This is a genomic window from Streptomyces sp. NPDC049813 (genome assembly GCF_044465085.1).
In the GTDB taxonomy this organism is placed as follows: Bacteria; Actinomycetota; Actinomycetes; order Streptomycetales; family Streptomycetaceae; genus Streptomyces.
Genome location: NZ_JBITLI010000010.1, coordinates 14,274 through 37,024, shown reverse-complemented (window position 1 = coordinate 37,024; position 22,751 = coordinate 14,274). Strand labels below are relative to the sequence as shown.

23 protein-coding genes are annotated in these 22,751 nt (G+C 73.9%); 12 read left to right on the top strand and 11 right to left on the bottom strand.

The features are described 5' to 3' along the window. Positions 1 to 11 precede the first annotated feature (11 nt). Positions 12 to 461, bottom strand: coding sequence for a hypothetical protein (locus ACIBW6_RS20840; protein ID WP_399061626.1), 450 nt, complete (start codon positions 459 to 461; stop codon positions 12 to 14). A gap of 330 nt (positions 462 to 791) precedes the next feature. Between ACIBW6_RS20840 and ACIBW6_RS20835 the strand changes: the two genes are divergently transcribed. After that, positions 792 to 1,637, top strand: a complete 846-nt coding sequence (locus ACIBW6_RS20835; protein ID WP_399061624.1) for a prephenate dehydratase — start codon at positions 792 to 794, stop codon at positions 1,635 to 1,637. A 16-nt stretch (positions 1,638 to 1,653) separates the two neighbouring features. Here ACIBW6_RS20835 and ACIBW6_RS20830 read toward each other — a convergent pair whose 3' ends face one another. From ACIBW6_RS20830 to ACIBW6_RS20820, 3 genes are all read right to left on the bottom strand, one after another. After that, positions 1,654 to 2,520 carry a DNA ligase gene (locus tag ACIBW6_RS20830; RefSeq protein WP_399061622.1) on the bottom strand — a complete coding sequence of 289 codons (867 nt, stop codon included), beginning with the start codon at positions 2,518 to 2,520 and terminating at the stop codon, positions 1,654 to 1,656. 124 nt (positions 2,521 to 2,644) lie between these two features. Next, on the bottom strand, positions 2,645 to 2,857 hold the full coding sequence (locus tag ACIBW6_RS20825) for a hypothetical protein (protein WP_399061620.1): 213 nt from the start codon (positions 2,855 to 2,857) through the stop codon (positions 2,645 to 2,647). 17 nt (positions 2,858 to 2,874) lie between these two features. Beyond that, complete coding sequence (locus ACIBW6_RS20820) at positions 2,875 to 3,009, bottom strand: hypothetical protein (protein WP_399061618.1); 135 nt, start codon at positions 3,007 to 3,009, stop codon at positions 2,875 to 2,877. 63 nt (positions 3,010 to 3,072) lie between these two features. Here ACIBW6_RS20820 and ACIBW6_RS20815 point away from each other — a divergent pair, with 63 nt between their 5' ends. Both ACIBW6_RS20815 and ACIBW6_RS20810 read left to right on the top strand, forming a co-directional pair. Next, the gene (locus ACIBW6_RS20815) at positions 3,073 to 3,621 is read left to right on the top strand and encodes a DoxX family protein (RefSeq protein ID WP_399061616.1); all 549 of its coding nucleotides are present in this window, start codon (positions 3,073 to 3,075) and stop codon (positions 3,619 to 3,621) included. 74 nt (positions 3,622 to 3,695) lie between these two features. Beyond that, positions 3,696 to 4,736 carry a YdcF family protein gene (locus tag ACIBW6_RS20810; RefSeq protein ID WP_399061614.1) on the top strand — a complete coding sequence of 347 codons (1,041 nt, stop codon included), beginning with the start codon at positions 3,696 to 3,698 and terminating at the stop codon, positions 4,734 to 4,736. Between the two features lie 10 nt (positions 4,737 to 4,746). Here the strand turns inward: ACIBW6_RS20810 and ACIBW6_RS20805 are convergent, their stop codons facing one another. The 3 genes from ACIBW6_RS20805 to ACIBW6_RS20795 form a co-directional block, all read right to left on the bottom strand. Then, positions 4,747 to 5,745, bottom strand: coding sequence for an SDR family oxidoreductase (locus ACIBW6_RS20805; RefSeq protein ID WP_399061612.1), 999 nt, complete (start codon positions 5,743 to 5,745; stop codon positions 4,747 to 4,749). 8 nt (positions 5,746 to 5,753) lie between these two features. After that, entirely contained in the window at positions 5,754 to 7,532 is a 1,779-nt protein-coding gene (locus tag ACIBW6_RS20800) for a glycoside hydrolase family 15 protein (RefSeq protein ID WP_399061610.1), read from the bottom strand. Between the two features lie 217 nt (positions 7,533 to 7,749). Next, positions 7,750 to 8,694, bottom strand: a complete 945-nt coding sequence (locus tag ACIBW6_RS20795; protein WP_399061608.1) for an alpha/beta hydrolase family protein — start codon at positions 8,692 to 8,694, stop codon at positions 7,750 to 7,752. Positions 8,695 to 8,860: 166 nt separating this feature from the next. Here ACIBW6_RS20795 and ACIBW6_RS20790 point away from each other — a divergent pair, with 166 nt between their 5' ends. The 3 genes from ACIBW6_RS20790 to ACIBW6_RS20780 all read left to right on the top strand — a co-directional run bounded on the left by ACIBW6_RS20790 (position 8,861) and on the right by ACIBW6_RS20780 (position 10,950). Then, complete coding sequence (locus ACIBW6_RS20790) at positions 8,861 to 9,493, top strand: TetR/AcrR family transcriptional regulator (RefSeq protein ID WP_399061606.1); 633 nt, start codon at positions 8,861 to 8,863, stop codon at positions 9,491 to 9,493. 149 nt (positions 9,494 to 9,642) lie between these two features. Then, positions 9,643 to 9,840, top strand: a complete 198-nt coding sequence (locus ACIBW6_RS20785; protein ID WP_399061604.1) for a hypothetical protein — start codon at positions 9,643 to 9,645, stop codon at positions 9,838 to 9,840. Between the two features lie 156 nt (positions 9,841 to 9,996). Continuing rightward, positions 9,997 to 10,950, top strand: coding sequence for a YihY/virulence factor BrkB family protein (locus ACIBW6_RS20780; protein ID WP_399061602.1), 954 nt, complete (start codon positions 9,997 to 9,999; stop codon positions 10,948 to 10,950). Positions 10,951 to 10,974: 24 nt separating this feature from the next. On the opposite strand, the gene ACIBW6_RS20775 is transcribed toward ACIBW6_RS20780, so the two are convergent. Then, positions 10,975 to 12,402 carry a sugar porter family MFS transporter gene (locus tag ACIBW6_RS20775; RefSeq protein WP_399061600.1) on the bottom strand — a complete coding sequence of 476 codons (1,428 nt, stop codon included), beginning with the start codon at positions 12,400 to 12,402 and terminating at the stop codon, positions 10,975 to 10,977. Then, positions 12,395 to 13,246, bottom strand: coding sequence for a phytanoyl-CoA dioxygenase family protein (locus ACIBW6_RS20770; RefSeq protein WP_399061598.1), 852 nt, complete (start codon positions 13,244 to 13,246; stop codon positions 12,395 to 12,397). The genes ACIBW6_RS20775 and ACIBW6_RS20770 overlap by 8 nt, the downstream gene beginning before the upstream one ends. Positions 13,247 to 13,360: 114 nt before the next feature. Between ACIBW6_RS20770 and ACIBW6_RS20765 the strand changes: the two genes are divergently transcribed. Next, entirely contained in the window at positions 13,361 to 14,365 is a 1,005-nt protein-coding gene (locus ACIBW6_RS20765) for a LacI family DNA-binding transcriptional regulator (protein ID WP_399061596.1), read from the top strand. Positions 14,366 to 14,507: 142 nt separating this feature from the next. Here the strand turns inward: ACIBW6_RS20765 and ACIBW6_RS20760 are convergent, their stop codons facing one another. Beyond that, positions 14,508 to 15,395 carry a carbon-nitrogen hydrolase family protein gene (locus tag ACIBW6_RS20760; RefSeq protein ID WP_399061594.1) on the bottom strand — a complete coding sequence of 296 codons (888 nt, stop codon included), beginning with the start codon at positions 15,393 to 15,395 and terminating at the stop codon, positions 14,508 to 14,510. Positions 15,396 to 15,565: 170 nt separating this feature from the next. Here ACIBW6_RS20760 and ACIBW6_RS20755 point away from each other — a divergent pair, with 170 nt between their 5' ends. From ACIBW6_RS20755 to ACIBW6_RS20745, 3 genes are all read left to right on the top strand, one after another. Next, positions 15,566 to 16,477 (top strand): LysR family transcriptional regulator, encoded by a 912-nt coding sequence (locus tag ACIBW6_RS20755; protein WP_399061592.1) that lies wholly within the window; start codon positions 15,566 to 15,568, stop codon positions 16,475 to 16,477. A 105-nt stretch (positions 16,478 to 16,582) separates the two neighbouring features. Next, the gene (hisD, locus tag ACIBW6_RS20750) at positions 16,583 to 17,944 is read left to right on the top strand and encodes a histidinol dehydrogenase (protein ID WP_399061590.1); all 1,362 of its coding nucleotides are present in this window, start codon (positions 16,583 to 16,585) and stop codon (positions 17,942 to 17,944) included. 171 nt (positions 17,945 to 18,115) lie between these two features. Then, a complete protein-coding gene (locus tag ACIBW6_RS20745) occupies positions 18,116 to 19,570 on the top strand; it encodes an amino acid permease (RefSeq protein WP_399061588.1) in 1,455 nt (484 codons plus the stop codon). 11 nt (positions 19,571 to 19,581) lie between these two features. Here ACIBW6_RS20745 and ACIBW6_RS20740 read toward each other — a convergent pair whose 3' ends face one another. Continuing rightward, positions 19,582 to 20,601 carry a LacI family DNA-binding transcriptional regulator gene (locus ACIBW6_RS20740; RefSeq protein WP_399061586.1) on the bottom strand — a complete coding sequence of 340 codons (1,020 nt, stop codon included), beginning with the start codon at positions 20,599 to 20,601 and terminating at the stop codon, positions 19,582 to 19,584. Between the two features lie 193 nt (positions 20,602 to 20,794). Between ACIBW6_RS20740 and ACIBW6_RS20735 the strand changes: the two genes are divergently transcribed. Both ACIBW6_RS20735 and ACIBW6_RS20730 read left to right on the top strand, forming a co-directional pair. Next, on the top strand, positions 20,795 to 21,979 hold the full coding sequence (locus ACIBW6_RS20735) for a cupin domain-containing protein (RefSeq protein WP_399061584.1): 1,185 nt from the start codon (positions 20,795 to 20,797) through the stop codon (positions 21,977 to 21,979). 5 nt (positions 21,980 to 21,984) lie between these two features. Next, positions 21,985 to 22,728 carry an alpha/beta fold hydrolase gene (locus ACIBW6_RS20730; protein WP_399061582.1) on the top strand — a complete coding sequence of 248 codons (744 nt, stop codon included), beginning with the start codon at positions 21,985 to 21,987 and terminating at the stop codon, positions 22,726 to 22,728. The last annotated feature ends 23 nt before the right edge of the window (positions 22,729 to 22,751 follow it).

Genomic DNA, 22,751 nt, shown 5'->3' with positions numbered 1-22,751 from the left:
TGCGCTGCGCCTCACGCGTCGCCGGCCGGACGCGCGGCGTGTCCGGGACGGCCCCGGGTGCGGCGCGCCTCCTTCATCTCCGCCTCGAACAGGTGGTCACGCCCCTCGACCAGCTCGTCGCGCACCTGCCGCTCCAGGGCCTTGTAGGGCTCGTAGAACGTGGCGTCGTACTCCTCCACGATCTGGAACGTCCACCGCCCCTCCAGCACGTTGCGGCCCACCAGTTCACGGTCGATCCGCTCCGCCCACTCCGCGTGCCCCGCCGCCCGCAACAGGTCGACCGCCCGGCCCAGTTCGAGGTCGGCGGTGCCGGTCAGCTGGTGCAGCGCGTAGAGGTGGCCGCGGGCCCGCTCGACCGTCTCGAGCGCCTTCGAGACCGACCCCAGCGCCTCCACGGTCGCATCGCTGACCCCTTCGGGCCGGGTATGGGCGCGGGCCGGACCGTCCTGATTCTCACTCATGGCTCTCGCCTCCCCGCCGCCCCGCCCGGGCTATCGCACGCGAGGCCAGATGACACTGAACGTGTGAGGGCCTGGGGTCGGCCGGGTGACTGCCGGGTCGGCCTCGGGCCGCACACGAGTGCGGGCCCCGCCTCGGCGTGAGCGCGCGGCGGACCGGCAGCGGCTCGGCATGCTCGTACCGGAAAGACGTTTGTCACTCCATCCGCCTATCGGATCGTCGGCCGCGTGGTCTCTCCCTGTGGACAGCCGGCGTGCAGTGTCGCGGCCTCGGTCTACGGTGGTCTTCTCACTACTTGATCAGGCCGGTTCCCGGCTGGAAGGTGTCCGTCAGTGACGACTGTCGCTTATCAGGGCGAGTTCGGCTCCAACTCGGCAGCCGCCACCCAGACGCTGTTCCCCGGCAGCGCCGAGCTGCCCTGCTCCAACTTCGAACAGGCGCTGGACGCGGTGACGCTCGGCGCCGCGGACCTGGCGGTCATCCCCGTCGACAACTCGGCGGCCGGGCGCGTCGCCGACGTCCACCACCTGCTGCCGGAGTCGGGCCTGTTCGTCGTCGGCGAGTACTTCCTCGCCATCCACTTCGACCTGGTCGGCGTCCCCGGCACCGACCTCGGCCAGGTGAACTGCGTCCGCAGCCACGTGCACGCGCTCGGGCAGTGCCGCAAGATCCTGCGCGAGGGCGGCTGGCGCACGCTCGTCAGCGACGACACCGCCGGGGCCGCCCGCGAGGTGGCCGAGCTCGGCGACCCGCGGCACGCGGCGCTCGCCCCGCCCGCCGCGGCCGCGCACTACGGCCTCGACGTGCTGCGGGCCGGGGTCGAGGACGACCCGGACAACACGACCCGGTTCGTGGTCCTCTCCCGGGACGCCGTCTTCGCCCCGCTCGGCGCCGGTCCCACGATGACGAGCCTCTTCTTCGCCGTGCGGAACATCCCGAGCGCCCTGTACAAGGCGCTCGGCGGCTTCGCGAGCAACGCGGTGAACCTCACCAAGATCGAGAGCTACCAGATGGGCGCGGGCCTCAACCCGAGCTGCTTCTACGTCGAGATCGAGGGCCACCCCGACGAGCCGGGTGTCGCCCTGGCCCTCCAGGAGCTGGGCTTCTTCTCCTCCGAGGTGCGCATCCTGGGCGTCTACCCGGCCCACGCGCACCGCGCGCAGGAGCGCGTCGGCTGACGTCCCTGCCCTGCCGTCACGCCCGGACGCGGGCGACGGAGACGTGTCCGTGGCGCGCCGTGCCCGCCACGACCTCCACCGTCAGACCGCCGCCGGTCGTCGTGTACACCTCGCCGTCGTCGGTGCGCGCCCGGCGGCCGGGGCCCGCCTGCACGATGTGCCGGGCCAGCTCGGCGGCGACGGGCGCGATCACGGTCCGGGACAGCACCCGCCGCCCGTCCGGCAGCAGCACCGCGACCCGCTGGGGCTGCACCGCCGGGCCGACATAGCCGACGACCGCCGCTTCCACGGTCTCGCTGTGCCGGGCCGTCCGCCAGATGCGGGCCGCGCCGTACGGGGACGCGGCGCGTTTGGCGACGACACCCTGCACGCCCTGGGCCTGCAGCTGCTCGAACCAGACGCGGGCCACTTCCACGTCCTCCGTCGCCGGTACGGGCTGGATGGGCGGCCTGGCGCCGGCGAGGACGTCGAGCAGGGCCGCGCGGCGCTCGACGTACGGCCGGGCCCGCAGGTCGACGCCGTCGACCGCGAGGCAGTCCCACACGGCGTAGTAGGCGGGGTACTCGGCCGCGAGCGCGGACGCGCGGCGCGGCGTCGCGTTCCGGCGTGCCTCGGCGGCGGCGAAGTCGAGGCGGCCGTCCACCCAGACGACGGCCTCGCCGTCCAGGACGGTGCCGGGGCGCAGCACGGACTGGGCGGCGACGGCGAGGTCCATCCAGGTGGCGGTGACCATGCGGCCCGAGCGGGCCTGGCATTTCACCGTCTCCTCGGTCCGGTACATGACGAGCCGGTGGCCGTCGAACTTGGGCTCGAACCACCAGCCGGGGCCGGTGGGCAGCGTGGGCACGGACTCGGCGAGCGCGACAGCGACGGGAAACTCCACACCCCAAGGCTTGCCGAGTACGGCCGAAACCGCAGTCCTGGCTAGGCCGTTCGTCATGATCACAGGCCAGGAACGGGGTTCCGGGCGGGCCTCACCGCCTGCCGGACCGCTTTTTCCGTACCGGTCAGGCCGCTTCGTAGTGGTGGGCGCGGCCGCCTCGCCAGGTGACCCAGGCCGGGTCGTCGAGGAGCGTCTCGGCGTCGGTGAGCCCGGCACGGCGCAGGAACTCGACGACGTCCCTGTCGGCATGTGCGAGGCCGAGGATCTGACCGCGTGCCGTCACCCGCCGGCCGCCCGTGCGGGACGGCGGGTGCACGACTATCGGGGCGCTCGTCATGTCTCCAGGGTGCGGGCTCACCGCCGCTTCTGCGACTTCATGAACCAGGCCACGGCGACAGCGACGACGATCAGGATGATCAGTATCTTCATGGCGGTCATGTGCCCCGGCCGGGGGCAGGTCAGTCCTCCCTCGTTGTCGGCGGTGCGCACGTCGGATAGGCTCGGCCCCGCACTTGAAAGTTCAAGTTAATCGTCAGAAGGATCCCCAGCCGAATGACTCGCGTACTGACCAGCCCGCTCGTCTCCTCCTCCGCCGCCGCCCGCGAGAGCACCTCGCCGCACGCCTACGACGCCGGGCTGCTGATCCTGCGGATCGCGCTCGGTCTCACCGTCGCCGCGCACGGCACCCAGAAGCTCTTCGGCTGGTTCGGCGGCGGCGGCCTCGACGGCACCGGCCAGTTCTTCGCGCAGAGCGGCTACCCCTCCGGCCGGACGATGGCCGTGATCGCCGGGCTCAGCGAGACCCTGGGCGGGACGGCCCTGGTGCTGGGCGTCCTGACCCCGCTGGCCGGAGCCGCCGTCCTCGGCACGATGATCAACGCCCTGGCCGTGAAGTGGGGCGGCGGCTTCTTCGCCCCCGACGGCGTCGAGTACGAACTGCTCCTGCTCGCGGGCGCCGCCGCACTGGCGCTCACCGGGCCGGGCCGGATCGCCGTCGACCGCTGCCTGCCGGTGCTGCGCGCGCACCGGCTGCGTCACGGCGCCGCCGCCGTCGCGCTGGCCGTCGTGCTCGCCGGCCTCGTCCTGCTCATCCGTTCCTAGGGAGTGTCCTAGCCGCCGGGCGGCGGCGGGACCTCCCCTGCGGGCGCCCGCAGGGGCCTCAGTAGCATGGGCGCATGGTGGCCTTTGCTCCGTCGGTCGTGTGTCTGCTCGCTTTCCTCGTCGGGGCGCTGCGCGATCGTCGCAGGTTCAGCAACGCCGTCCTGCTCGGTCTGGCCGTCGTCTTCGCGGCGGCGGCCCTCTTCCTGCACCTGGCGTCCGACCGGCCGCAGTTGGGCCGCGACCTGGCGGTCGCCCTGCTCGTGCTGGCGGCCCTCGGCGTGATCACGCTGGCCTGGTTCCTGCTCGCCAACGGCGTCACCATGGCGCGCAAGGAGGGCCGCAGCCCGGCCAACCTGCTCTCGCTGGGGGCGGGCATCGCCCTGGTGGCGCTGCTCGCCCTGCTGACCACCGCACTGGCCCTGCACACGCGCACCCTGGTCGTGGCCGCGGGCACCGCCGTGGTGCTCGCCGGATACTTCGCCTTCCTCTTCGTCTGCTTCCTCTGCTACGCCACGCTCTACGCGCGCCTGCGCATCCGGCGCCGGGCGGACTACGTGGTCGTGCTCGGCTCGGGCCTGACCGGCGGCGACACCGTGCCGCCGCTGCTCGCCGGCCGCCTCGACCGGGCGCGCGAGGAGCACGCCCGGCTCTCGCGCGCGGGTCGGCGGCCCGTCCTGCTCACGTCCGGCGGGCAGGGCCCGGACGAGAAGCTGCCCGAGTCGCACGCGATGGCCGACTACCTCATCGAGCGGGGCGTCCCGGCCGACCTGGTCGAGCGCGAGGACCGCTCCACCACCACCGAGGAGAACCTGCGGTTCAGCGATGCCCTGATGCGGGCGGCGCGCCCGGACTACCGGTGCGTGGTGGTCACGAACAACTACCACGTCTTCCGTGCCGCGGTGACGGCCCGTCGGGCGGGCGTCCGGGGCCACGTCATCGGCGCCCCCACGGCCGCGTACTTCTGGCCGAGCGCCGTGCTGCGCGAGTTCGTGGCCCTGCTGTTGACCTACCGCAGGACCAACGCGGCCCTGTTCCTGCTGGTCCTGCTGGGCGGGCTCTTCATCTGGTGGCTGGGCGGACCGCACGGGGGCCACGCCGACCTGCTGGACGGCTGACCGGCCCGCGTCACCGGCGGGCGCGCCTGCCGAGCCATCCGGCGGCGATGGCGCCGCCCGCGAGGGCGGAGAGCGCCGCCGCGGGGTGCCGGGCCACGGCCGCCTGGTAGGACCGGCCGTGGGAGACGTCGTCGAAGATGCCGTGCGCGCCGTGCCGGCCGTCCCCGGTCAGGTCGACCGGTTCGAAGAGGTTGCTCTTGCCGCTCGGCTCCTGGTCGGTGAGTTGCGAGTCGACGCCGGCGCGGGCCAGGTAGCGGTCGAGCAGGGCCGGGACCAGCCGGTTGGCGAGGATGGTCGCCACGGTGGTCGCGCCGATGTAGTACTGCTTGCGGCGCGGATGGTCCGCCGCGTGCACGATGCCGCGGGCGGCGACCTCGGGCTGGTAGATGGGCGGCACCGGCTGCGGGTGCCGGTCGAGGCGCGTCGTCACCCAGGAGAACTGGGGGGTGTTGACGGCCGGCATCTGGGCGATGGTGACGTGCACGTTGCTGCCCCGGTGCAGAAGTTCGGTGCGCAGGGCCGAAGTGAAGCCGTTGATGGCGTGCTTGGCGCCGCAGTACACCGACTGCAGCGGCACCGAGCGCTCTCCCAGCGCCGAACCGACCTGCACGATGGTGCCGCGGTCCCGGGGCACCATCCGCTTCAGGGCGGTGCGGGTGCCGTTGACGAACCCCAGGTACGTCACCTGGGTGGCCCGCTCGTACTCCTCGGCGGTGATCTCCTCGAACGGCGCGAAGACCGTGCTGAACGCGCAGTTGATCCAGACGTCGATCGGCCCGAAGGCCTCCTCGGCGGCGTCGGCGGCGGCTTCGAGCTGCCGCGCGTCGGCGGTGTCGGCGACCTGGACGAGCGAGCGGCCGCCCAGCGCCTCGACGTCCTTCGCCGCGTCCTCCAGGCCCGCGCGGCCACGGGCGATCAGGACGACGTCGGCGCCGCGCTCGCCGTACATACGGGCGGTGGCACGGCCGATCCCGGCGCTGGCTCCGGTGATGACGACGGTCTGGGACATGGGGTCGATCAGCTCCTTGCTCGGCGGTGTACCTCGTCCGGTGGGGGGTCATCGGCGAGGCGGGCGGCGCTCTCCAGCAGCAGCGCGTGGACGAACGCCTGCGGGAGGTTGCCGCGCAGCTGGCGCTGGGCCACGTCGAACTCCTCCGCGTACAGTCCCGACGCGCCGCAGGCGCCCCGGTTGCGTTCGAACCAGCGGTGCGCGTCGACCGCGTCGCCCTGCTGGTGCTCGGCGAGCGCCATGACGAACCCGCACAGCAGGAAGGCGCCCTCGGCGTCCTCCAGCGGCCGCTCGTCGTGGCGGAAGCGGTAGAGGAAGTGGTGCTGTGCCAGCTCCCGGCGGCAGGCGGCGAGGGTGGCGCGGGTCCGCGGGTCGTCCGCGGGCAGCGCGCCGCGGACGGCGGGCAGCAGCAGGGCCGCGTCCATGGCGGGGTCGTCCGGGGCGCGCTGCCACGCGCCGTCGGCGCGGACGCACCAGCCGGTGGTCGCGGTGAGGATCGTGTCGGCGAGCGCGGTGCAGGTGGAGGTCAGCGGGTGGTGGGGCGCGGCGCGGGCGAGGGCGCGCAGACCGGCGACGCAAGCGAGCCTGCTCTGCGTCCACACCCGGGTGTCCAGCTCCCAGATGCCGGCGTCGGGCTCCCGCCACCGGTCGGCGACGGCCCGCACGGCGATGTCGGCGGCCTTCCACCCGTCGGCGTCCAGGCGGCCTTGCCGTTCGGCGGCGGCGAGGAGCAGCAGCGCCTCGCCGAAGCAGTCGAGCTGGAACTGTTCACGCACGTGGTTGCCGGTGCGGCTGTGGCCGCCCGGATAGCCGGGCAGGTCGAGTTCCCGCTGACCGGGGACGGGGTCGCCGTGCACCGTGTACGCGGGGACGAGGTGCGGGCCGTCCGCGAGCAGCCGTGCGCCGGTGAAGCGCACGGCGGCGTCCAGCAGGTCGGGGGCGCCGGCGGCGGCCGCCGCCTGTCCGGCGTAGCTCTGGTCGCGGATCCACACGTAGCGGTAGTCGTAGTTGCGGCCGGCCTCTGCGCGTTCGGGCAGGCTCGTGGTGGCGGCGGCGACCATGCCGCCGTCGCGTGCCGTGAGGCCGCGCAGCAGGGCGTAGGAGCGGCGGGCGTCCGGGGTGGCGATGGTGCCGTCCAGCGGTGGCACCGCCCGCCGCCAGGCCTCCTCGGTCGCGGCCCAGGCCGGTGCGGCGCGTGGGGCCGCGGCCGGCAGGGGGCGGTCGGAGCACTCCAGGACGAGGTCGCACCGCTCGCCGGGGCGCAGTTCCAGGTCGGTGACGAGCCCCTCCGCGCCGACCGTCGCCGCCGGGGGGCCCTGCCAGCGCAGGTGGTGCCGGCCGGTGCGCAGGTGCCAGCCGCCCTGCTCGTCCTGGCGGGCCGGGGCGAGCGGCGCCCGGCCGTAGTCGGCGCGCGGGTCGAGGACGACGCGCAGGCGGGCGGCGCCCTCGACGGCGTACACCTGCCGGAGCAGGACGAGACGGTGCTCCTCGCCGGGGAAGGCGAGCGCGTCGCGGCACTCGACGACGCCCTCGGTGGTGACCCAGCGGCTGCGCCAGATCAGGGTGCCCTCTTCGTAGTAGCCGCCGGGGACCCAGCGGCCCTGCGGGGTCACGGCGTAGACGCCCGCGCCTCCGATCAGGGAGGCGAAGACGGCGTCGTCGTGCCAGGCGGGAGCGCACAGCCAGTTCAGCGCGCCGTCGGGCCCGACGAGCGCGCCGCGCTCCCCGTCGGCGAGCAGCGCGTAGTCGTGCAGGGCGTGCGGACCGAAGGACGTACTGCACGACATGGGGACCGCCTTCCTGCCCGCTCGACCTGCACGTCCGGGCCCCACGAACGCCGCCGCGCCCGGGTCCCGCGGCGCGGGTACCCAGCCTCGCACTGTGCATGGGCCCTGTCGCGGCAGGCCCCGGCCGGTCGGGGCGGGCACGGCCGGCCGGGTGGCCGGTGCCGCGCTCCGACGAACGGCGGGCGCCGGGGCCTCTTGCGGGAGGGGCTTGCCCGCGTTACTTCGACACGACGTGGCCGACGGGGTCCGACGCCGCCGCCAGTGCCTCGCACGCGACGCGCCAGCTGTCGTCGCCGGGCCGCAGCCGCGCGCGGAGGTACGCCGCGGTGAGCCCGGCGAGGGCGGCGACACGGGCCGGGGCCTCGTCCGTGGTCTCCGCCGCGTCGTACCCGGCGATCCCACCGAGCCCGTGTTCCGCGTCGAAGAGCGTGAGCAGGGACTTCGGTCCGGGGGCGAGCGTGTAGGGGTCGGCGTGCCAGTCCGGCCCCATGTCCGTGAAGTGCCGGGAGTCGTCCTTGTCCCCCGCGACGACCAGCGCCGGGGTGGTCATCGTGGCGAAGTCCAGGGACCGGAAGATCGCGAGCTGCTCGGCCATCGGGCCGTTGAGCACGTCGCCCCGGCCCGGCGCGGCGAGCAGCACGCCCGCCTTGACGCGGGGGTCGAGCAGGCGGACGACCTCGCCGCTGTCGGGGTCGGTGATCCCGGCGCCGAGCAGCAGGCTCGCGGTGAAGCCGCCGAGCGAGTGCCCGGCGAGACCGACCGCGGCGCGGTCGACGCGGCCCGCGAGCGTCGGCACCGCGCTCTCGATCTCGTCGAACCGGTCGAGCAGGTGCGTCATGTCCTCGGCCCGCGAGCGCCAGAAGTAGGGGGCGCCGGGAGCGTCCGCGACGAGGTGGCTGAGCGTCCTGGAGGTGAGGTGGGTCGGCTGGACGACGACGAATCCGCGGGCCGCCCACCGGTCGGCGAGCGGGGCGTAGCCGTGCAGGGAGGAGAGGTGGTGCGAGGGGCCGTGGCCGTGGGAGAGGAGCAGGACGGGCAGCTCGCCGCCCGTGGCGGGGGCCGAGACCCGGACCTGGAGGTCGACCGGGCGTCCCGGTACGGACAGGACCACCGGACCGTAGGACAGGACGGGGGCGGCGGATGTGTTCGAGGTGGCGTTCATGGGGTGCGGTTCTCCTTCTGCGGAGCCTGCCCGGTCACCGGCCGGATCGGGCCGTCGAGGCAGGGGGATGAGAAGCGCCCGCCTCGGCTAACCTGAAGCGGAACACTGCTCCAGTACTATCCGGAACAGTGCTCCGCTTTGTCAACCCGTGCAGGAAGGACCCGTCATGACCACCGGCAGCCCCGCCGAGGGCACGTCCCGCAGCCCGCGGGCCGACGCCCAGCGCAACCGGCGAACAGTGCTCGCGGCCGCCGCCGAGACGTTCGCCACCGCCGGTGTCGACGCGCCGATCCGCCAGATCGCGGCAAGGGCCGGGGTCGGCATGGGGACGATCTACCGCCACTTCCCGACCCGCGCGGAGCTCGTCACCGCCGTGTACCGGCACCAGATCGAGGCGTGCGCCGAGGCCGGTCCCGCCCTGCTCGCCGAGGCGGACTCCGCGTTCGAGGCGCTGCGCCGCTGGACCGACCTCTTCGTCGACTTCCTGGTCACCAAGCACGGGCTCGCCGACGCGCTCCAGTCCGACACCGACCGGTTCGCCGCGCTGCACACCTACTTCCTGGACCGGCTCCTCCCGGTCTGTACCGACCTGCTCGACGCCGCCGTCGCCGCGGGCGCCGTCCGGCCCGGCGTCCAGCCCTACGAGCTGATGCGCGGCATCGGCAACCTCTGCATCGGACGCGACGACGACCCCCGGTACGACCCGCGCCGCCTGGTCGAACTGCTCCTGCGCGGACTGCGGCACCCCGAGCCGTCTGACACCGGCCGGGCCGCTTCGACACCGGCCTGGTCGTCCTGAAGAAGGCCGTCAGCAGCCCCGTCAGCCCACCACCCCGGCTGTCGCCCGTGCGGCCAGTCGGGTGGTCGCGGACGCCCCGGCATGCGCCCCGCCAGGGAGCGGCTCACCGTGGTTCGTGTCGGATCGACACCAACCCCGAAGGAGCCGTCATGGCCGACCGCAGCAGCTACCAGGACCCGACCTACGACCCGTTCGACCCGCAGGACGAGCGGGCCCGCCAAAACCCGGAGCGCGACCGCGAGGACCGGGAGCGCGAGCGGCGCCGCGACGACGACACGCAGCCCCTGCTGCCCGAGGACGACCACGCGGGCTTCGACGACCCGCGGGACGCCGCCGGTTACCGGTAGCCGCACCCCGGCGCGACGACGCCCCCGCCCGGCGCAGCCCGGGCCGGGGGCGTTCCGTCGTCCCCGAGGCCGGGACGGCCGCCGATTGCCCGCCGCATTCGGGGGCACAGGTGTGCGCACAACGGGCATGGGCGTGTGGGCCACCGAGGGGGAACGATGGGTACGGCGACCAAGGTCCCCGAGACGCGCGACATGCGCGGCGACGAACTCTCCGGGGACGAGGCGTTCGAGGCGCTGCGCCGCTACGGGGGCCGCCGGCTGCTGCGGGACGCCTTCGTCCGCTTCCGCTACGCGGACGGCTTCAGCCACGCGCGGGCGCTCGCGCTGCAGACGGTGCTGTCGCTGATCCCGCTGGCCATCGTCTTCGTGGGTCTGTCGACGACCCTGCACACCGAGAGCGTGGGCCGGTTCGCGGAGGTGACCATCCACCGGATAGCCCAGGGGCCGAGCGCCGAGGTGGTCGACGACGCGCTCGCCAGGAGCCGGCGCACCGCGGGCGACGGCACGCAGGTCGCCCTCTGGTTCGCGCTGGCCTTCTCGCTGTCCAACATCACCACGGCCATGTGCCAGGTCGAGCGCGGCGCGAACCGCATCTACGGCAACGAACGCGACCGCCCGTTCCTCAAGAAGTACGCGCGCGGGCTCGTGATGGCGGTGAGCGCCGGGTTCCCGCTGGGCCTCGGCTTCGTCATGATGGTGGCCGGCAGCGACCTGGGAGCGGCCGCCGTCTCCGTCTACGACCTGGGTGACGGCGCCGGGGCCGCCTGGACCGCCCTGCGCTGGCCGCTCGGCCTCGTCCTCGCGCTGCTCTCGGCGAGCGCCATCTTCCGGCGCTCGCCCCGCCGCCGCCAACCCGGGTACACCTGGCTGGCGTTCGGCGCGGCCGTCTATCTGGTGCTGTGGTCGCTGCTGACCTGGGCGCTGAGCCTGTACCTCTCGCTGAGCGGGTCCTTCGACACCGTCTACGGTCCGCTCAGCGCGTTCATGTCCCTGCTGCTGTGGGCCTATCTCACCTCCGTCGCGCTCTTCCTCGGCCTGTCCTTCGCGGCCCAGCTCGAAGCCGCCCGCGCCCTGCACCCGGGCCCGGCCGACCCCGATCCCGGGGTATGACGGGTCCGGGACCGGGGGCGCGGCTCACTTCCCGTCGAGCGCCCTGCGGAAGGGAAGCGGGCTGTGCAGCGCCCGCTCGATGCTCTCCAGGCTGCGGCCCTTCGTCTCCGGCACCTTGAGCACGACGAAGACGATGCAGGCCACGTTCATCAGCGCGTAGCAGAGGAAGGTGCCGGAGCGGCCGATGGTGTTGATCGCCGTCAGGGCGGTCATCGCGATGACGAGGTCGAAGCCCCACACGGACAGCGTGGCGAGGCTGGTGGCCGGGCCGCGCACGCTCAACGGCAGGACCTCCGGACCGATCAGCCAGACGACGGCCTGCATGCCCACGCCGTTGAACAGGATGTACGCGAACAGCGAGACGATCACGGTCCAGCGTTGCGCGGCGGAGTCCGTGGACGTGGTGAAGGCCAGTGCGAGCACGGCCATGGCGAGCGCCGAGCCGGGCAGGAACCACAGCATCGTGCGGCGCCGTCCCGCCTTGTCGACCGCGACGGCGCCCACGACACCGGCGACGACGAGCATGGCGCCGATGCCGATACCGGTGAGCAGGGCCACCGAGTCGCCGAAGCCCGCGTCGTCCAGGATCGTCGGCGCGTAGTAGACGATGGCGTTGACCCCGGTGAGCTGGGAGAAGGCCGCGATGCCGACGGCGATCAGGAGGGCGGGGCGCAGCCAGCGCTGCCGCAGCCGGCCCCAGCCGCCGCCGGCGCGCGGCCCGTCGGCGGTCACCGCGGCGATCTCGGCCACCTCCGCGGCGATGTCCGCCCCCGCGGGCCGCAGCCGCCGCAGCGTGCGCTCCGCCTCCTGGCTCCGATGCTGTGCGAGCAGCCAGCGCGGGCTCTCGGGGAGGAACAGCATGCCGGCGGCGAGGGCCCCGGCGGGGACGACCGCGAGGGCGAACATGACCCGCCAGCCGCCGCTGCCGGACAGGGCCCAGCCGCACAGGTAGGCGATGAGCTGCCCGATGGCGACCATCAGCTGGAAGAGCACCATGAGCCGGCCGCGGATCGCGGCGGGTGCCAGCTCCGCGATGTAGACGGGCACCATGTTCGAGGCGCCGCCGACCGCGAGGCCCAGCACGAAGCGGGCGGCGACCAGCGTCGTCACGTCGGGGGCGAGTGAGGCCGCCACCGCGCCGGCGGCGAAGACCACCGCGACCGCCGTGACCACCTTGCGCCGTCCGTGCCGCACGGCGGCGCGGCCCGAGACGAGCGCTCCGGCCATCGCGCCGAGCAGGATGACGCTGACGACGATCTCCTGCTCACGGGAGGAGAGGTCGAGGTCGTCGCGCAGGTGCAGCAGGGCGCCGGAGATGATGCCGGTGTCGTAGCCGAAGAGCAGGCCGCCGAGGGCGGAGACGGCGGCGACCGCGTAGACGAGCAGCGGCGGGCGCCCCGTATCCGGAGGGTGGGCCGCCGGCCGGACGGCCTGCCGCGTCGCCTCAGGCATCGCCCATGACCAGACCCTCGATGGTGTGCTTCTGGGTGATCGGCGTCAGCGCGTCGACGACCGGGCAGTCCAGGTGGCGGCGGACCCGCTCGGGCAGCGCCTCCCAGTAGGCGCGGGTGACAGCGGTGTCGTGGCGGTCGGCGTTCCTCGCCTCCGGGCCGTCGAGGCCGAGGACGAGGACGGGCCGTGCCCTGGCCGACTCGTTCCGGGTGCCGCGGTGGATGGTCAGGGCGGTGCGGGCCGAGATGTCGCCGCGCTGCGGGTACTTGCGCACCGCGCGCTCCTCGTAGCGGGCGAAGCGCTCGCGGGGCGGGAACATCCCGTGCGCGAAGTCGGGTTCGTCGTCCCACTGGGTGCCGGGCGCGATCTCGAAGGGGCCCATGTCCTCGGCGGTGTCGACCGCGGTGACGTTGAAGGCGAGCGAGGTGAGGCGCCCCTCGGCGCGGGTCTCGTCGGGGAGGGGGAAGTCGCGGTGCCAGGGCTGGTTCACGGCGCCCTCCAGCGGTACGTCGAAGCCGAGTTCGACGATCCGGTAGTCGGGGCCGAGGACCGCGATCGCCACGGACCGGACCCACGGGTGGTCGACGAGGTCGACAAAGCCGCGCAGCTGCTCGGGGTGGATCTCCACGTAGAACCGGTGCGGGCCCCGGCCCACCGCACCGTCGGGGCGCGAGCGCGCCTCCTCGAACGCCACCTCGATGTCCTCGCGCAGCCGGTCGGCCCACTCCGGGGTGAAGGCCCCCTTCCGCGCGGTGATCCCGTCCGTGTAGAGGCGAGCCACCTCCTGCGTCACGTCGACGTCCAGGTCGGCGGGGGACACACCGGGAAATACGGACACAGTCATCCTTGCCTCCTTGCAAGCAGAGCTTCCGCCCTTACATTGCATCGTTGAATGCAACGTTGCAATACCCTTCGGTGCAGCCATTTCGTGAAGGACGTCGCATGGCAGGATGGGGCGGTGAGCAGTCGTCTGAAAGATGTGGCCGCGCGAGCCGGCGTCTCCGTGCGCACCGTGTCGAACGTCGTCAGCGGGTCCGCCTCGGTGGCGGCCGAGACCCGCAGGCGCGTCCAGGAAGCCATCGACGAACTGGGCTACGAGCCCAACCTCGCCGCCCGCAGCCTGCGCGCGGGACGCACCGGGATCATCGGCCTGGCCATCCCGGAACTGCACTCCCCCTACTTCGGCGAACTCGCCGGACTCCTGGTGGCGGAGGCCCAGCGCCGCTCCTGGACCGTGGTCATCGACCAGACCCGGGGCGACGCCGACGCCGAGCGCCGCCTGCTGACCCGCAGCGGCGGCCGCGTCGTCGACGGCCTCATCATCAGCCCCTGGGCGCTCGACCCCGCCGAACTGGCGGCCCTCGCACCGGCCGTCCCGCTCGTCCTGCTCGGCGAGCGCACTCCGCAGGGGGCCGCGGACCGGGTCGCCGTCGACAACGTCGCCGCGGCCGACGAGGCCACGACCCACCTGGTGCGCCTGGGCCGCCGGCGCATCGCCGCCATCGGCCTCCAGCCGCACCTGCGCAACGGCACCGCGAGGCTGCGCGCCGAGGGCTACCGCCGCGCCCTCGACCGGGCGGGACTCCCCCACCCCGCCGCCGCCCAGCGCACCGTCGCCGCGCTGCACCGGCCGGACGGCGCCCGCGCCATGGCCGCGCTCCTGGACGCCCCGGACCCGCCCGACGCCGTCTTCGCCTTCAGCGACGAACTCGCCCTCGGCGCCCTCCACGTGGCGCACGAGCGGGGCCTGCGCGTGCCCGGGGACCTGGCGATCGTCGGGTTCGACGACATCGAGGACGGCCGCTACAGCCACCCGCCGCTGACCACCATCGCGCCCGACAAGCCCCAGATCGCCGCCCGCACCCTGCAATGCCTGGCGGACCGCATATACAGCCCGGGCAACGCGGTCCCGGCGCAGGAGCTGATCGTCCCGCACCGGTTGGTGATCCGCGGCACCGCCTGACCGCCCGCCGCCGTCACCGCGGCCCGGACCGGCCCGGACCCGCAGGAGCCCTCGCCGCCGTCACCGCGAGCGGAGTGGCCGGGCAGGAGCGCCCGCCGCCGTCACCGCGAGCGGCGTGGCGCGGCAGGAGTCCCCGCCGCCGTCACCGCGGGTCGGTCCGGCCCGCCCCTGCTCGCCATCGCGCCGGGTCGATCCGCCCCTCGTACAACGGGAGTTCGAGCGGCGGCTGCCCCTCGGCGAAGGGGTCCCACACCCGGGTGAGGCCCGCGGTGCCGTACGCGCGGACCCGGCGGGCCTCCCCCAGGTCGAGCACCTCCGTCAGGACCAGCTCCGGCTCGGGCCCCGCCTCGGCGCGCACCCGCCCCTCCGGGTCGACGAGCACGCTCCGGCCGATCCCGTCCGGCGGCGCCGCGTTCACGCTGGCCATGAAGACCTGGTTGACGATCGCGTTGGCGCGCGCGAGCACCGACTCCTGGGCCCGGTCGACGGTCGGCGTGCGGACGAGGTTCAGGACCAGATCGGCGCCCTGCCACGCCAGATGCCGGGTGACTTCGGGGAACCACGCGTCGTAGCAGACGGAGAGGCCGATCCGCCCGTGGTCCTCCAGGTCGAAGACGACGAAGCCCGTGCCCGACCCGGTGGTCTCGTGGGGCCGCCACGGGAAGACCTTGCGGTAGGCGGCGACCCGGGTGCCCTGCGGCGAGTACACGACGGCCGTGTTGTAGACCTGCCCGTCCTCCCCCAGCTCGTAGACGGTCCCGGGGACGAGCCAGACGCCGAGGTCGCGGGCGAGCGCGGCCAGCGCCGTCCCGCGCGGCCCGTCCAGCGGCTGGGCCGCGGCGCGCATCACCTGCTCCGGGTCCTCGTCCGCGCGGTGCCCGCACAGGTGCAGCTCCGGGTACGCGAACAGCCGGACACCGGGATACGCGCGGGTCAGGGCCGCCACGTCGGAGGCGAAGGCATCCAGGCCGGGGTCGGCGTGGTGGCGGGCGGCGGCCTGCACGAGACCGACGGGCAGGGGGCGGGACATCGGCTGCGGAACCTCTTTCGGACGGGCGGCGCGGGAGGGGCGCGGCCGAGCCAATCACCCCGTCCCGTACCGGACAAGGCCCCTCTTGCCTGCGCGAACCACAGGGCCGGCCTGTACCTTCGGGCGTGCCCACATGACCTCAGGCCCCGACGGAGAAGGCGCGCACACCAATGACTCTGAACCAGTTGCGGGCCTTCGTCGAGGCGGAGCGGGGCGGGTCGTTCACCGCCGCGGCGGCGGCGATGGACATGGCGCAGGCCTCCGCCTCCGAGCTCGTACGGCGCCTGGAGACCGAGCTCGACGCCGAGTTGTTCGTCCGCGGAAGCCGCACCCTGACCCTCACGTCGGCGGGGCAGGAGCTGCTGCCCTACGCCCAGCAGGCGGTGCAGGCCGCGGACCACGGCACGCGCGCCGTCCGCTCGCTGGGCTCGCTCGGCGGCGGCACCGCCACCTTCGGGGTGCTGCGCAACGCCGACTACTACCTGCTCTCCAATCTCGTCCAGATGTTCCACGCCCGGTATCCGTCCGTCCGCGTCCGGCTGGTGGGACAGAACTCGGCCGAGACGGCCGCGGCGGTCGCGGCGGGCCACATCGAGGCCGGCCTGGTGGTGCTGCCCATCGACGACGAGGGCCTCGCGGTCAGCCCGCTCCTGCGCGACGAGGTCTTCTACGTCAGCGCCGACGCGGAGCGCACCCGTGCCCCCGTGACCATCGAGGCCTTCTCTCGGGCGCCGCTCGTGCTGTACGACGCGCGGTACGGCTGGCAGGACCCGACGCGGCGGCAGATCGCGGAGCGCGCCCAGCTGGCCGGCGTCCCCATCGACCCGCTGATCGAACTCGAACACGTCGAGGCGGCGCTGAAGCTGGTCGCCGCCGGCGTGGGCGACACCATCGCGAGCCGCGCGGTCGTCGAGGCCCCCACCTTCCCGGCCGGACTGCGCACCGCCCCGTTCGCGGAGCCGCTGTACGACACCATCGCGCTGGTCAGGCGCCGGGGCTATCCGCTCTCCCGCGCCACCCGGGAGCTGGCCCGGATCGCCGAGGACACCCTGCGCGAGATCGGCGTCGGCCTCTCCCTCTGACCGCACCGAGGGCCGGCCGGCGCGCGACGGCACAGGGAAATCCTGTGGTTCGGACAGGAACCGCCCCTCTAGTCCTGTGCCGAGGCGGCGTCTAGCGTCCTCGCCATGCAGATCACGCACGACGAAGCCCAGGCCCTCCCCCCGCTCCAGTGGCTCAAGAAGCCCGCCGTGGACGGACCTCCCGCCCAGCGCGACCCCAAGGTGGTCGAGCGGGTCTCCCAGATGCTCAAGGAGATCGAGCACAAGGGCATGGACGCGGTCCGCGCCTACGCCAAGGAACTCGACGGCTGGTCCGGCGACCTGGAGATCGGAGCCGCCGAACTGAAGAAGTCCGGGGACGCGCTGCCCCCGGACGTCCGCACCGCCCTGGAGATGGGGTACGAGCGCACGCACCGGTTCGCCGCCGCGCAGCGCGAGCACCTGACGGACTTCGAGATCGAACTCGCCCCCGGTGTCCGGGGCGGCCAGCGGTACGTGCCGGTCTCCCGCGTCGGCGCCTACCTCCCGGCCGGCCGCTTCCCGCTGCTCGCCAGCGCGTTCATGACCGTCAACGTCGCCAAGACGGCCGGTGTGCCGACCGTCCTCGCCTGCACGCCGCCCTCCGGCGAGCACGGCGCCCACCCGGCCGTGCTGTACGGCGCCCACCTCTCCCGCGCCGACCGGGTCTTCGCCCTCGGCGGCGTCCAGGCGCTCGGCGCGATGGCGTTCGGCCTGCTCGGCGAGGCCCCGGTCGACATGCTGGTCGGCGCCGGGAACGCCTTCGTCACCGAGGCCAAGCGCCAGCTGTTCGGCCAGGTCGGCATCGACCTGCTGGCCGGCCCCTCCGAGGTCGCCGTGATCGCCGACGACAGCGCGGACCCGGTGTGGGTCGCGGCGGACCTGCTCGGCCAGGCCGAGCACGGCCCCAACTCCCCCGCCGCGCTGATCACCACGTCCGAGAAGCTGGGCCGCGCCGTGGTCGCGGAGATGGAGCGCCAGCTCGCCACGCTGGCCACCCGGGACATCGCCGGACCGGCCTGGCGGGACTTCGGTTCGGTCATCGTCGTGGCCGACCGGGACGACGCGGTCGCCGTGGCCGACGTGCTCGGCCCCGAGCACCTGGAGATCCACACCACGGACGACGACTACTACCTGGCCAACCTCACCTGCTACGGCTCCCTGTTCATCGGGCCGTGGTCGACGGTCGCCTACTCCGACAAGGGCATCGCCGGCACCAACCACGTCCTGCCGACCGGCAAGACCGCGCGCTACAACGCGGGCCTGTCCGTCTCGCGCTTCCTCAAGCCGCTGACCTACCAGCGCGCCGCCAAGGACGGCACGGCGGCGCTGGCCCCGGCGGTCGAGCGGATCTCGGCCTTCGAGGGACTGGCGGCGCACGGAGCGACGGCGACGCTGCGCATCGACAAGATCGGCCGCACCTCCGAGCTGTTCGACTCCGTCCCCACGGACCTGCGCGAACAGCTCTGACCCCCGGCCCCGCCGGCGCGCCGCGGTGCGGTGCGGCGCGCCGGCGGGGCACCCCACCGGGGCCTTCGGCGCGCCCAGCGGCGCACCGGCCCCGTCCCGTATCGCGAAACCACCCTCGTCCCTCCCCCCTCCAGGTTGCCCACGTCCCCACATCCATCCGAGGATCCCCGCATGCAGCACCACCCGCCCGAGCCCGCGCCGGCCTCCCCCGTCGGCACCGCTCTCACCCAGGGCCTCAAGGGCCGTCAGATCACCATGATCTCCATCGGCGGGGTGATCGGCGCCGGTCTCTTCGTCGGTTCGTCCACCGCGGTGGCCACCGCCGGGCCCGCCGTCCTGATCTCGTTCCTGCTGGCCGCCGCGCTCGTGGTGCTCGTCATGCAGATGCTCGGCGAGATGGCGGTGGCCCAGCCCGACACCGGGTCCTTCTCGACGTACGCGGACCGCGCCCTCGGCCGCTGGGCGGGGTTCTCCATCGGCTGGCTCTACTGGTGGTTCTACATCCTCGTCATCCCCATCGAGGCCATCGCGGCCGGTGAGGTCATCGCCTCGCTGACCTCGCTGCCGAGCTGGATCCCGGCGCTGGCGATGATCGTCCTGCTGGCGGGCAGCAACCTGCTCGCGGTGCGCAACTACGGGGAGTTCGAGTACTGGTTCGCGCTGCTGAAGGTCGTCGCCATCGTGGCCTTCCTGGTCCTGGGCGTCCTCGCCGTCCTCGGCGTGCTGCCCGGCTCCGACACCCGCGGCGTCGCGCACCTGTGGAGCGACGGCGGCTTCGCCCCCAAGGGCGCCACCGCGATCCTCGCCGGTCTGCTCACCGCGATGTTCAGCTTCCAGGGCAGCGAGATCGTCACCATCGCCGCCGCCGAGTCCGAGGAGCCGAGGAAGAACATCAAGAAGGCCGTGCGCGCGGTCGTCTGGCGGCTCGGCCTCTTCTACATCGGCTCGATCCTCGTCGTCGTCTGCCTCGTCCCCTGGAACTCCGCCGGCCTGGCCGAGTCCGGTTCCTACCAGGCCGTCCTGGAGCGGATGAACATCCCGGGCGCGGGCCGGATCATGGACGTCGTCCTGGTCGTCGCCGTCAGCAGCTGCCTCAACTCGGCCGTCTACACCGCGTCCCGCATGGTCTTCTCCCTCGCCGGGCGCGGCGACGCCCCCGCCGCCTTCGCCCGCACCTCACGCAGCGGCGTGCCGCGCAACGCGGTGGTGGCCTCCACGGTCATCGGGGCCGCCGCGGTGATCGCCAACTACCTGCTGCCCGCCGTCTTCTCGTACCTCATCGCCTCCAGCGGCGCGATCGCCCTGATGATGTACCTGGTCATCGCGCTCACCCAGTACGCGACCCGGCGCAAGGGAGGCCGGCCGGACGAGGTGCGCATGTGGGGCTTCCCCTATCTGACCCTCGCCACCATCGCCTTCATCGGCGGGGTGCTCGTCCTGATGGCGGTGCTGCCGGGGCACCGGCTCGAACTGTGGCTCTCCCTCGGCCTCGCCGCGGTCCTGGTCGGCGTGGGCCTCGTCCGCCAGCGGCGGCTGCGCGGGACCACGGGCGGCCCGGCCGCCCCCGGACCGCACGACGGCGCGGCCGCGGCGCCGGCCCCGCCCGCGACGGCCTCCCGGCCGTGACCGCCTGAGGGTCAGGAGACGCGCGCGTGCGTGGCCCGGGGCACGAACTCGGTGGGCAGGACGAGCCGCTCCCCCGCCGGGTCGACGTCCCCGCCGATGCGCCGCACGAGCAGCCGCGCCGCCTGCCGCGACAACTCCCGCAGGTCGTGCCGGACGGTGGTCAGCCGGAACACCTCCCAGGCGGCCATCGGCAGGTCGTCGAAGCCGATGACGGTGAGGTCATCGGGCACCCTGATCCCGGCGGCCAGCGCCGCATTCAGGACGCCGATGGCGACCACGTCGTTGCCGCAGAAGACCGCCGTCGGCGCCTCGGCCGCCGCCAGCAGCACGGGCAGGGCCCGGTACCCGGTCTCGTACTCGAAGGCGCCGCGCACCACGCGGTCCTCGGCGAGTCCGACCCCCGCCTCGGCCAGCGCCAGGCGGAACCCCAGCTCGCGCTCGCGCCCGGTCGTGGTGTTGGCCGCGCCGAAGACGCCCGCGATCCGCCGGTGGCCGAGGGCGACGAGTTCGCGGGCGACCAGCCGACCGCCGCCCTCGTTGTCGACGACCGAGGCGTAGTCGCCGGGCCCGCCCGTGTCGCGGTTGAGGAAGACGAACGGCATGCCGCGCCGCTCCAGCTGGGCCGGCAGCCGCGAGTCCGTCGTGGCCGTCGCGAGCACGACCCCGTCCAGAGACTGGTCGAGCAGCCGCTCCTCCGCGACCGCCTCGTCGGAGCGCTCGGTGATCAGCATCATCCGGTAGCCGAGGCCGCGCAGCTCGTCGTGGAGCGGAGCGATCACATGCGGGTAGAAGGGGTTGGTGAGGTCGGTGACGATGACGCCGACCCGGCGCGTGGCGCGCGTGGACAGGGTGCGGCCCGCCTCGCTCGGCACGTAGTTCAGCGCCTGCGCGGCCCGCCGGACCTTCTCCCGCGTCGCCTGCGACACCCGGGGGTCGTCGCGCAGCGCCCGCGACACCGTGGGCTGCGAGACACCCGCCAGCCTGGCCACGTCGTGACTGGTGATCCCCATCAGCTCTCTCCTCGTCGCCACCGCTGCACCGCCCCGGCGCGCCTACCGATCAGTATACGTATGTGCGCCCAAGCGTGCCCCGCCTCGCGCACCCGCCGTCCGTCACCACGTGCGCTGACAACGCCCGAAATTCTTCCGCACTTCACCTCTTGACACCGGATCCCTTCAGCGCCTGTCATAGGAATGCATACGTATTCACCAGCAAGGAGCCGCCATGTCTGATACCCCTGATGTTCCCAATGTCACTGATGCCCCCGATGTCCCCGAAGCCGTCGTCACCCCCGGCGAACTGACCCGGCGCACCGTGCGCCGCACCGACTTCGTCTCCTGCAACCAGGCCTTCATCGACTGCCGCACACCGGGCTCGGACCGCAAGGAGAACTACGCGATGATCGGGCCGGGGGTCTCCCAGGCAGCCGGTCAGCACGTCAACCTGCGCCTGCCGCACGGCTACAACATCGGCGCGGCCGCCATGCCGCACGGGATCACCAACAACCTGCACCTGCACTACACCGCCGAGGTCTTCGTCTGCACCGAGGGCGAGTACCTGCTGCGCTGGGGCGCCGACGGGACCGAGGGCGAGCTGCTGCTCAAGGCCGGTGACATCGCCTCGATCCCCACCTGGATCTTCCGGGGCTTCACCAACACGGGACCCGACGACGGGTGGCTGTTCACCGTGCTCGGCATGGACCACACCGGCGGCATCATCTGGGGCCCCTCGGTGCTGCGCGAGGCGGAGGGCCACGGCCTGTACCTCAGCGCGGAGAACGAGCTGATCGACACCGTCGCGGGCGACCCCCTGCCGCCCGTGTCCGAACGCGTCAGTCCCATGACCCAGGAGCAGATCGACCGGCTGCGCCACTACAGCCCCGAGGAGATGCGGCGCCGCATCGCCGCCGCGGACGACCTCGTCTGGTCGGAGCACCCCTTCCTCGACAGCACGCTGCCCGGCGGCGGCGTCCGCCTCAGCTGCGTCATCGGGTACGGCATGACCGAGGACCCGCACCAGGAGCCCCGGATCTTCAACCCGCACGGGCACAACGCGGCCTGGCTGCGCGCCGACCCGGGCCAGGGCGTCTCCTACCACCGCCAGCACGAGACGCAGACGCTGATCGTGAAGGACGGCGAGTGGGAGGTCACCCTCAACCGCACCGACCCGGTGTCGGTGCGCCTCGGCCCCCGCGACATGCTCTCCGTCCCGCAGGACGCCTGGCGCACCCTGCGCAACGTCGGGGACACCCGGGGCGACCTCCTGGCGGTCAGCTCCGGTGACGGCCGCGTCCGTCTGGAGTGGGACGAGGAGGTCGCCAAGAGCGCCGCCGACGCGGGTCTGGGCATCGACCACAACGGCTACATCGCCCCGTACGCCCTCCTGCCGCGCTCGGCGCGGCGCTGGTGACGGGCGTGCGCCAGGGCGGCCCGCGCCGCGCGCTGCCGGTGGTCGTGGTGCCCGGGATGCTCTGCGGCGCGGACCTGTGGTCCGGCGTCGCGTTCCCCGCCGGCCGCGAGGTCCGGCACGTCACCCTGGAGCGACCCGACATCGGGGCGCTCGCGGACGACGTTCTGTCCGCGGTGCCGGGCCCGTTCGTCCTCGTCGGGCTCAGCCTGGGCGCCATCGTCGGCTTCGAGGCGCTGCGCCGGGCGCCCGAGCGGATCGCCGGTCTGTGCGTGATGTCGGCGAACGCGGGCGCGCCGCGCCCGGAGCAGTACGCGGCCTGGAGCGCGATGGACGCGCTGATCGGTGCGGGACGGTTCGACGAGGTCGTCGAGCGCACTCTGCCGGACATGTTCCCCGACCGCCGGCCCTCGCCCGGAGCGGCCGCCCGCTACCGCCGGATGGCCGCCGCCGTCGGCCCGGACGCCGCCCGCGCCCAGCTCGCCGCCCAGGCGACCCGCCAGGACGCGACCGGTGCGCTGCGGAGCGCCCGCTGCCCCGCGGTGGTGCTCGGCGGAGCCCGGGACGCCCTGTGCCCGCCGGCGTTCCACCGGACGATCGCGGCCGCCCTCCCCGGCGCCCGCCTGCACGAACTGCCCGGCGTCGGCCACCTGCTGCCCTGGCAGCGCCCCGACGCCGTCACCGCCGCCCTGCGCGCCGTCCTCACCGCCGCCGACCGCGGCGCACCGGCGCCCGCCCTCACCCCGCCCTGACCCGGCCACCCGCGCCGGACCCC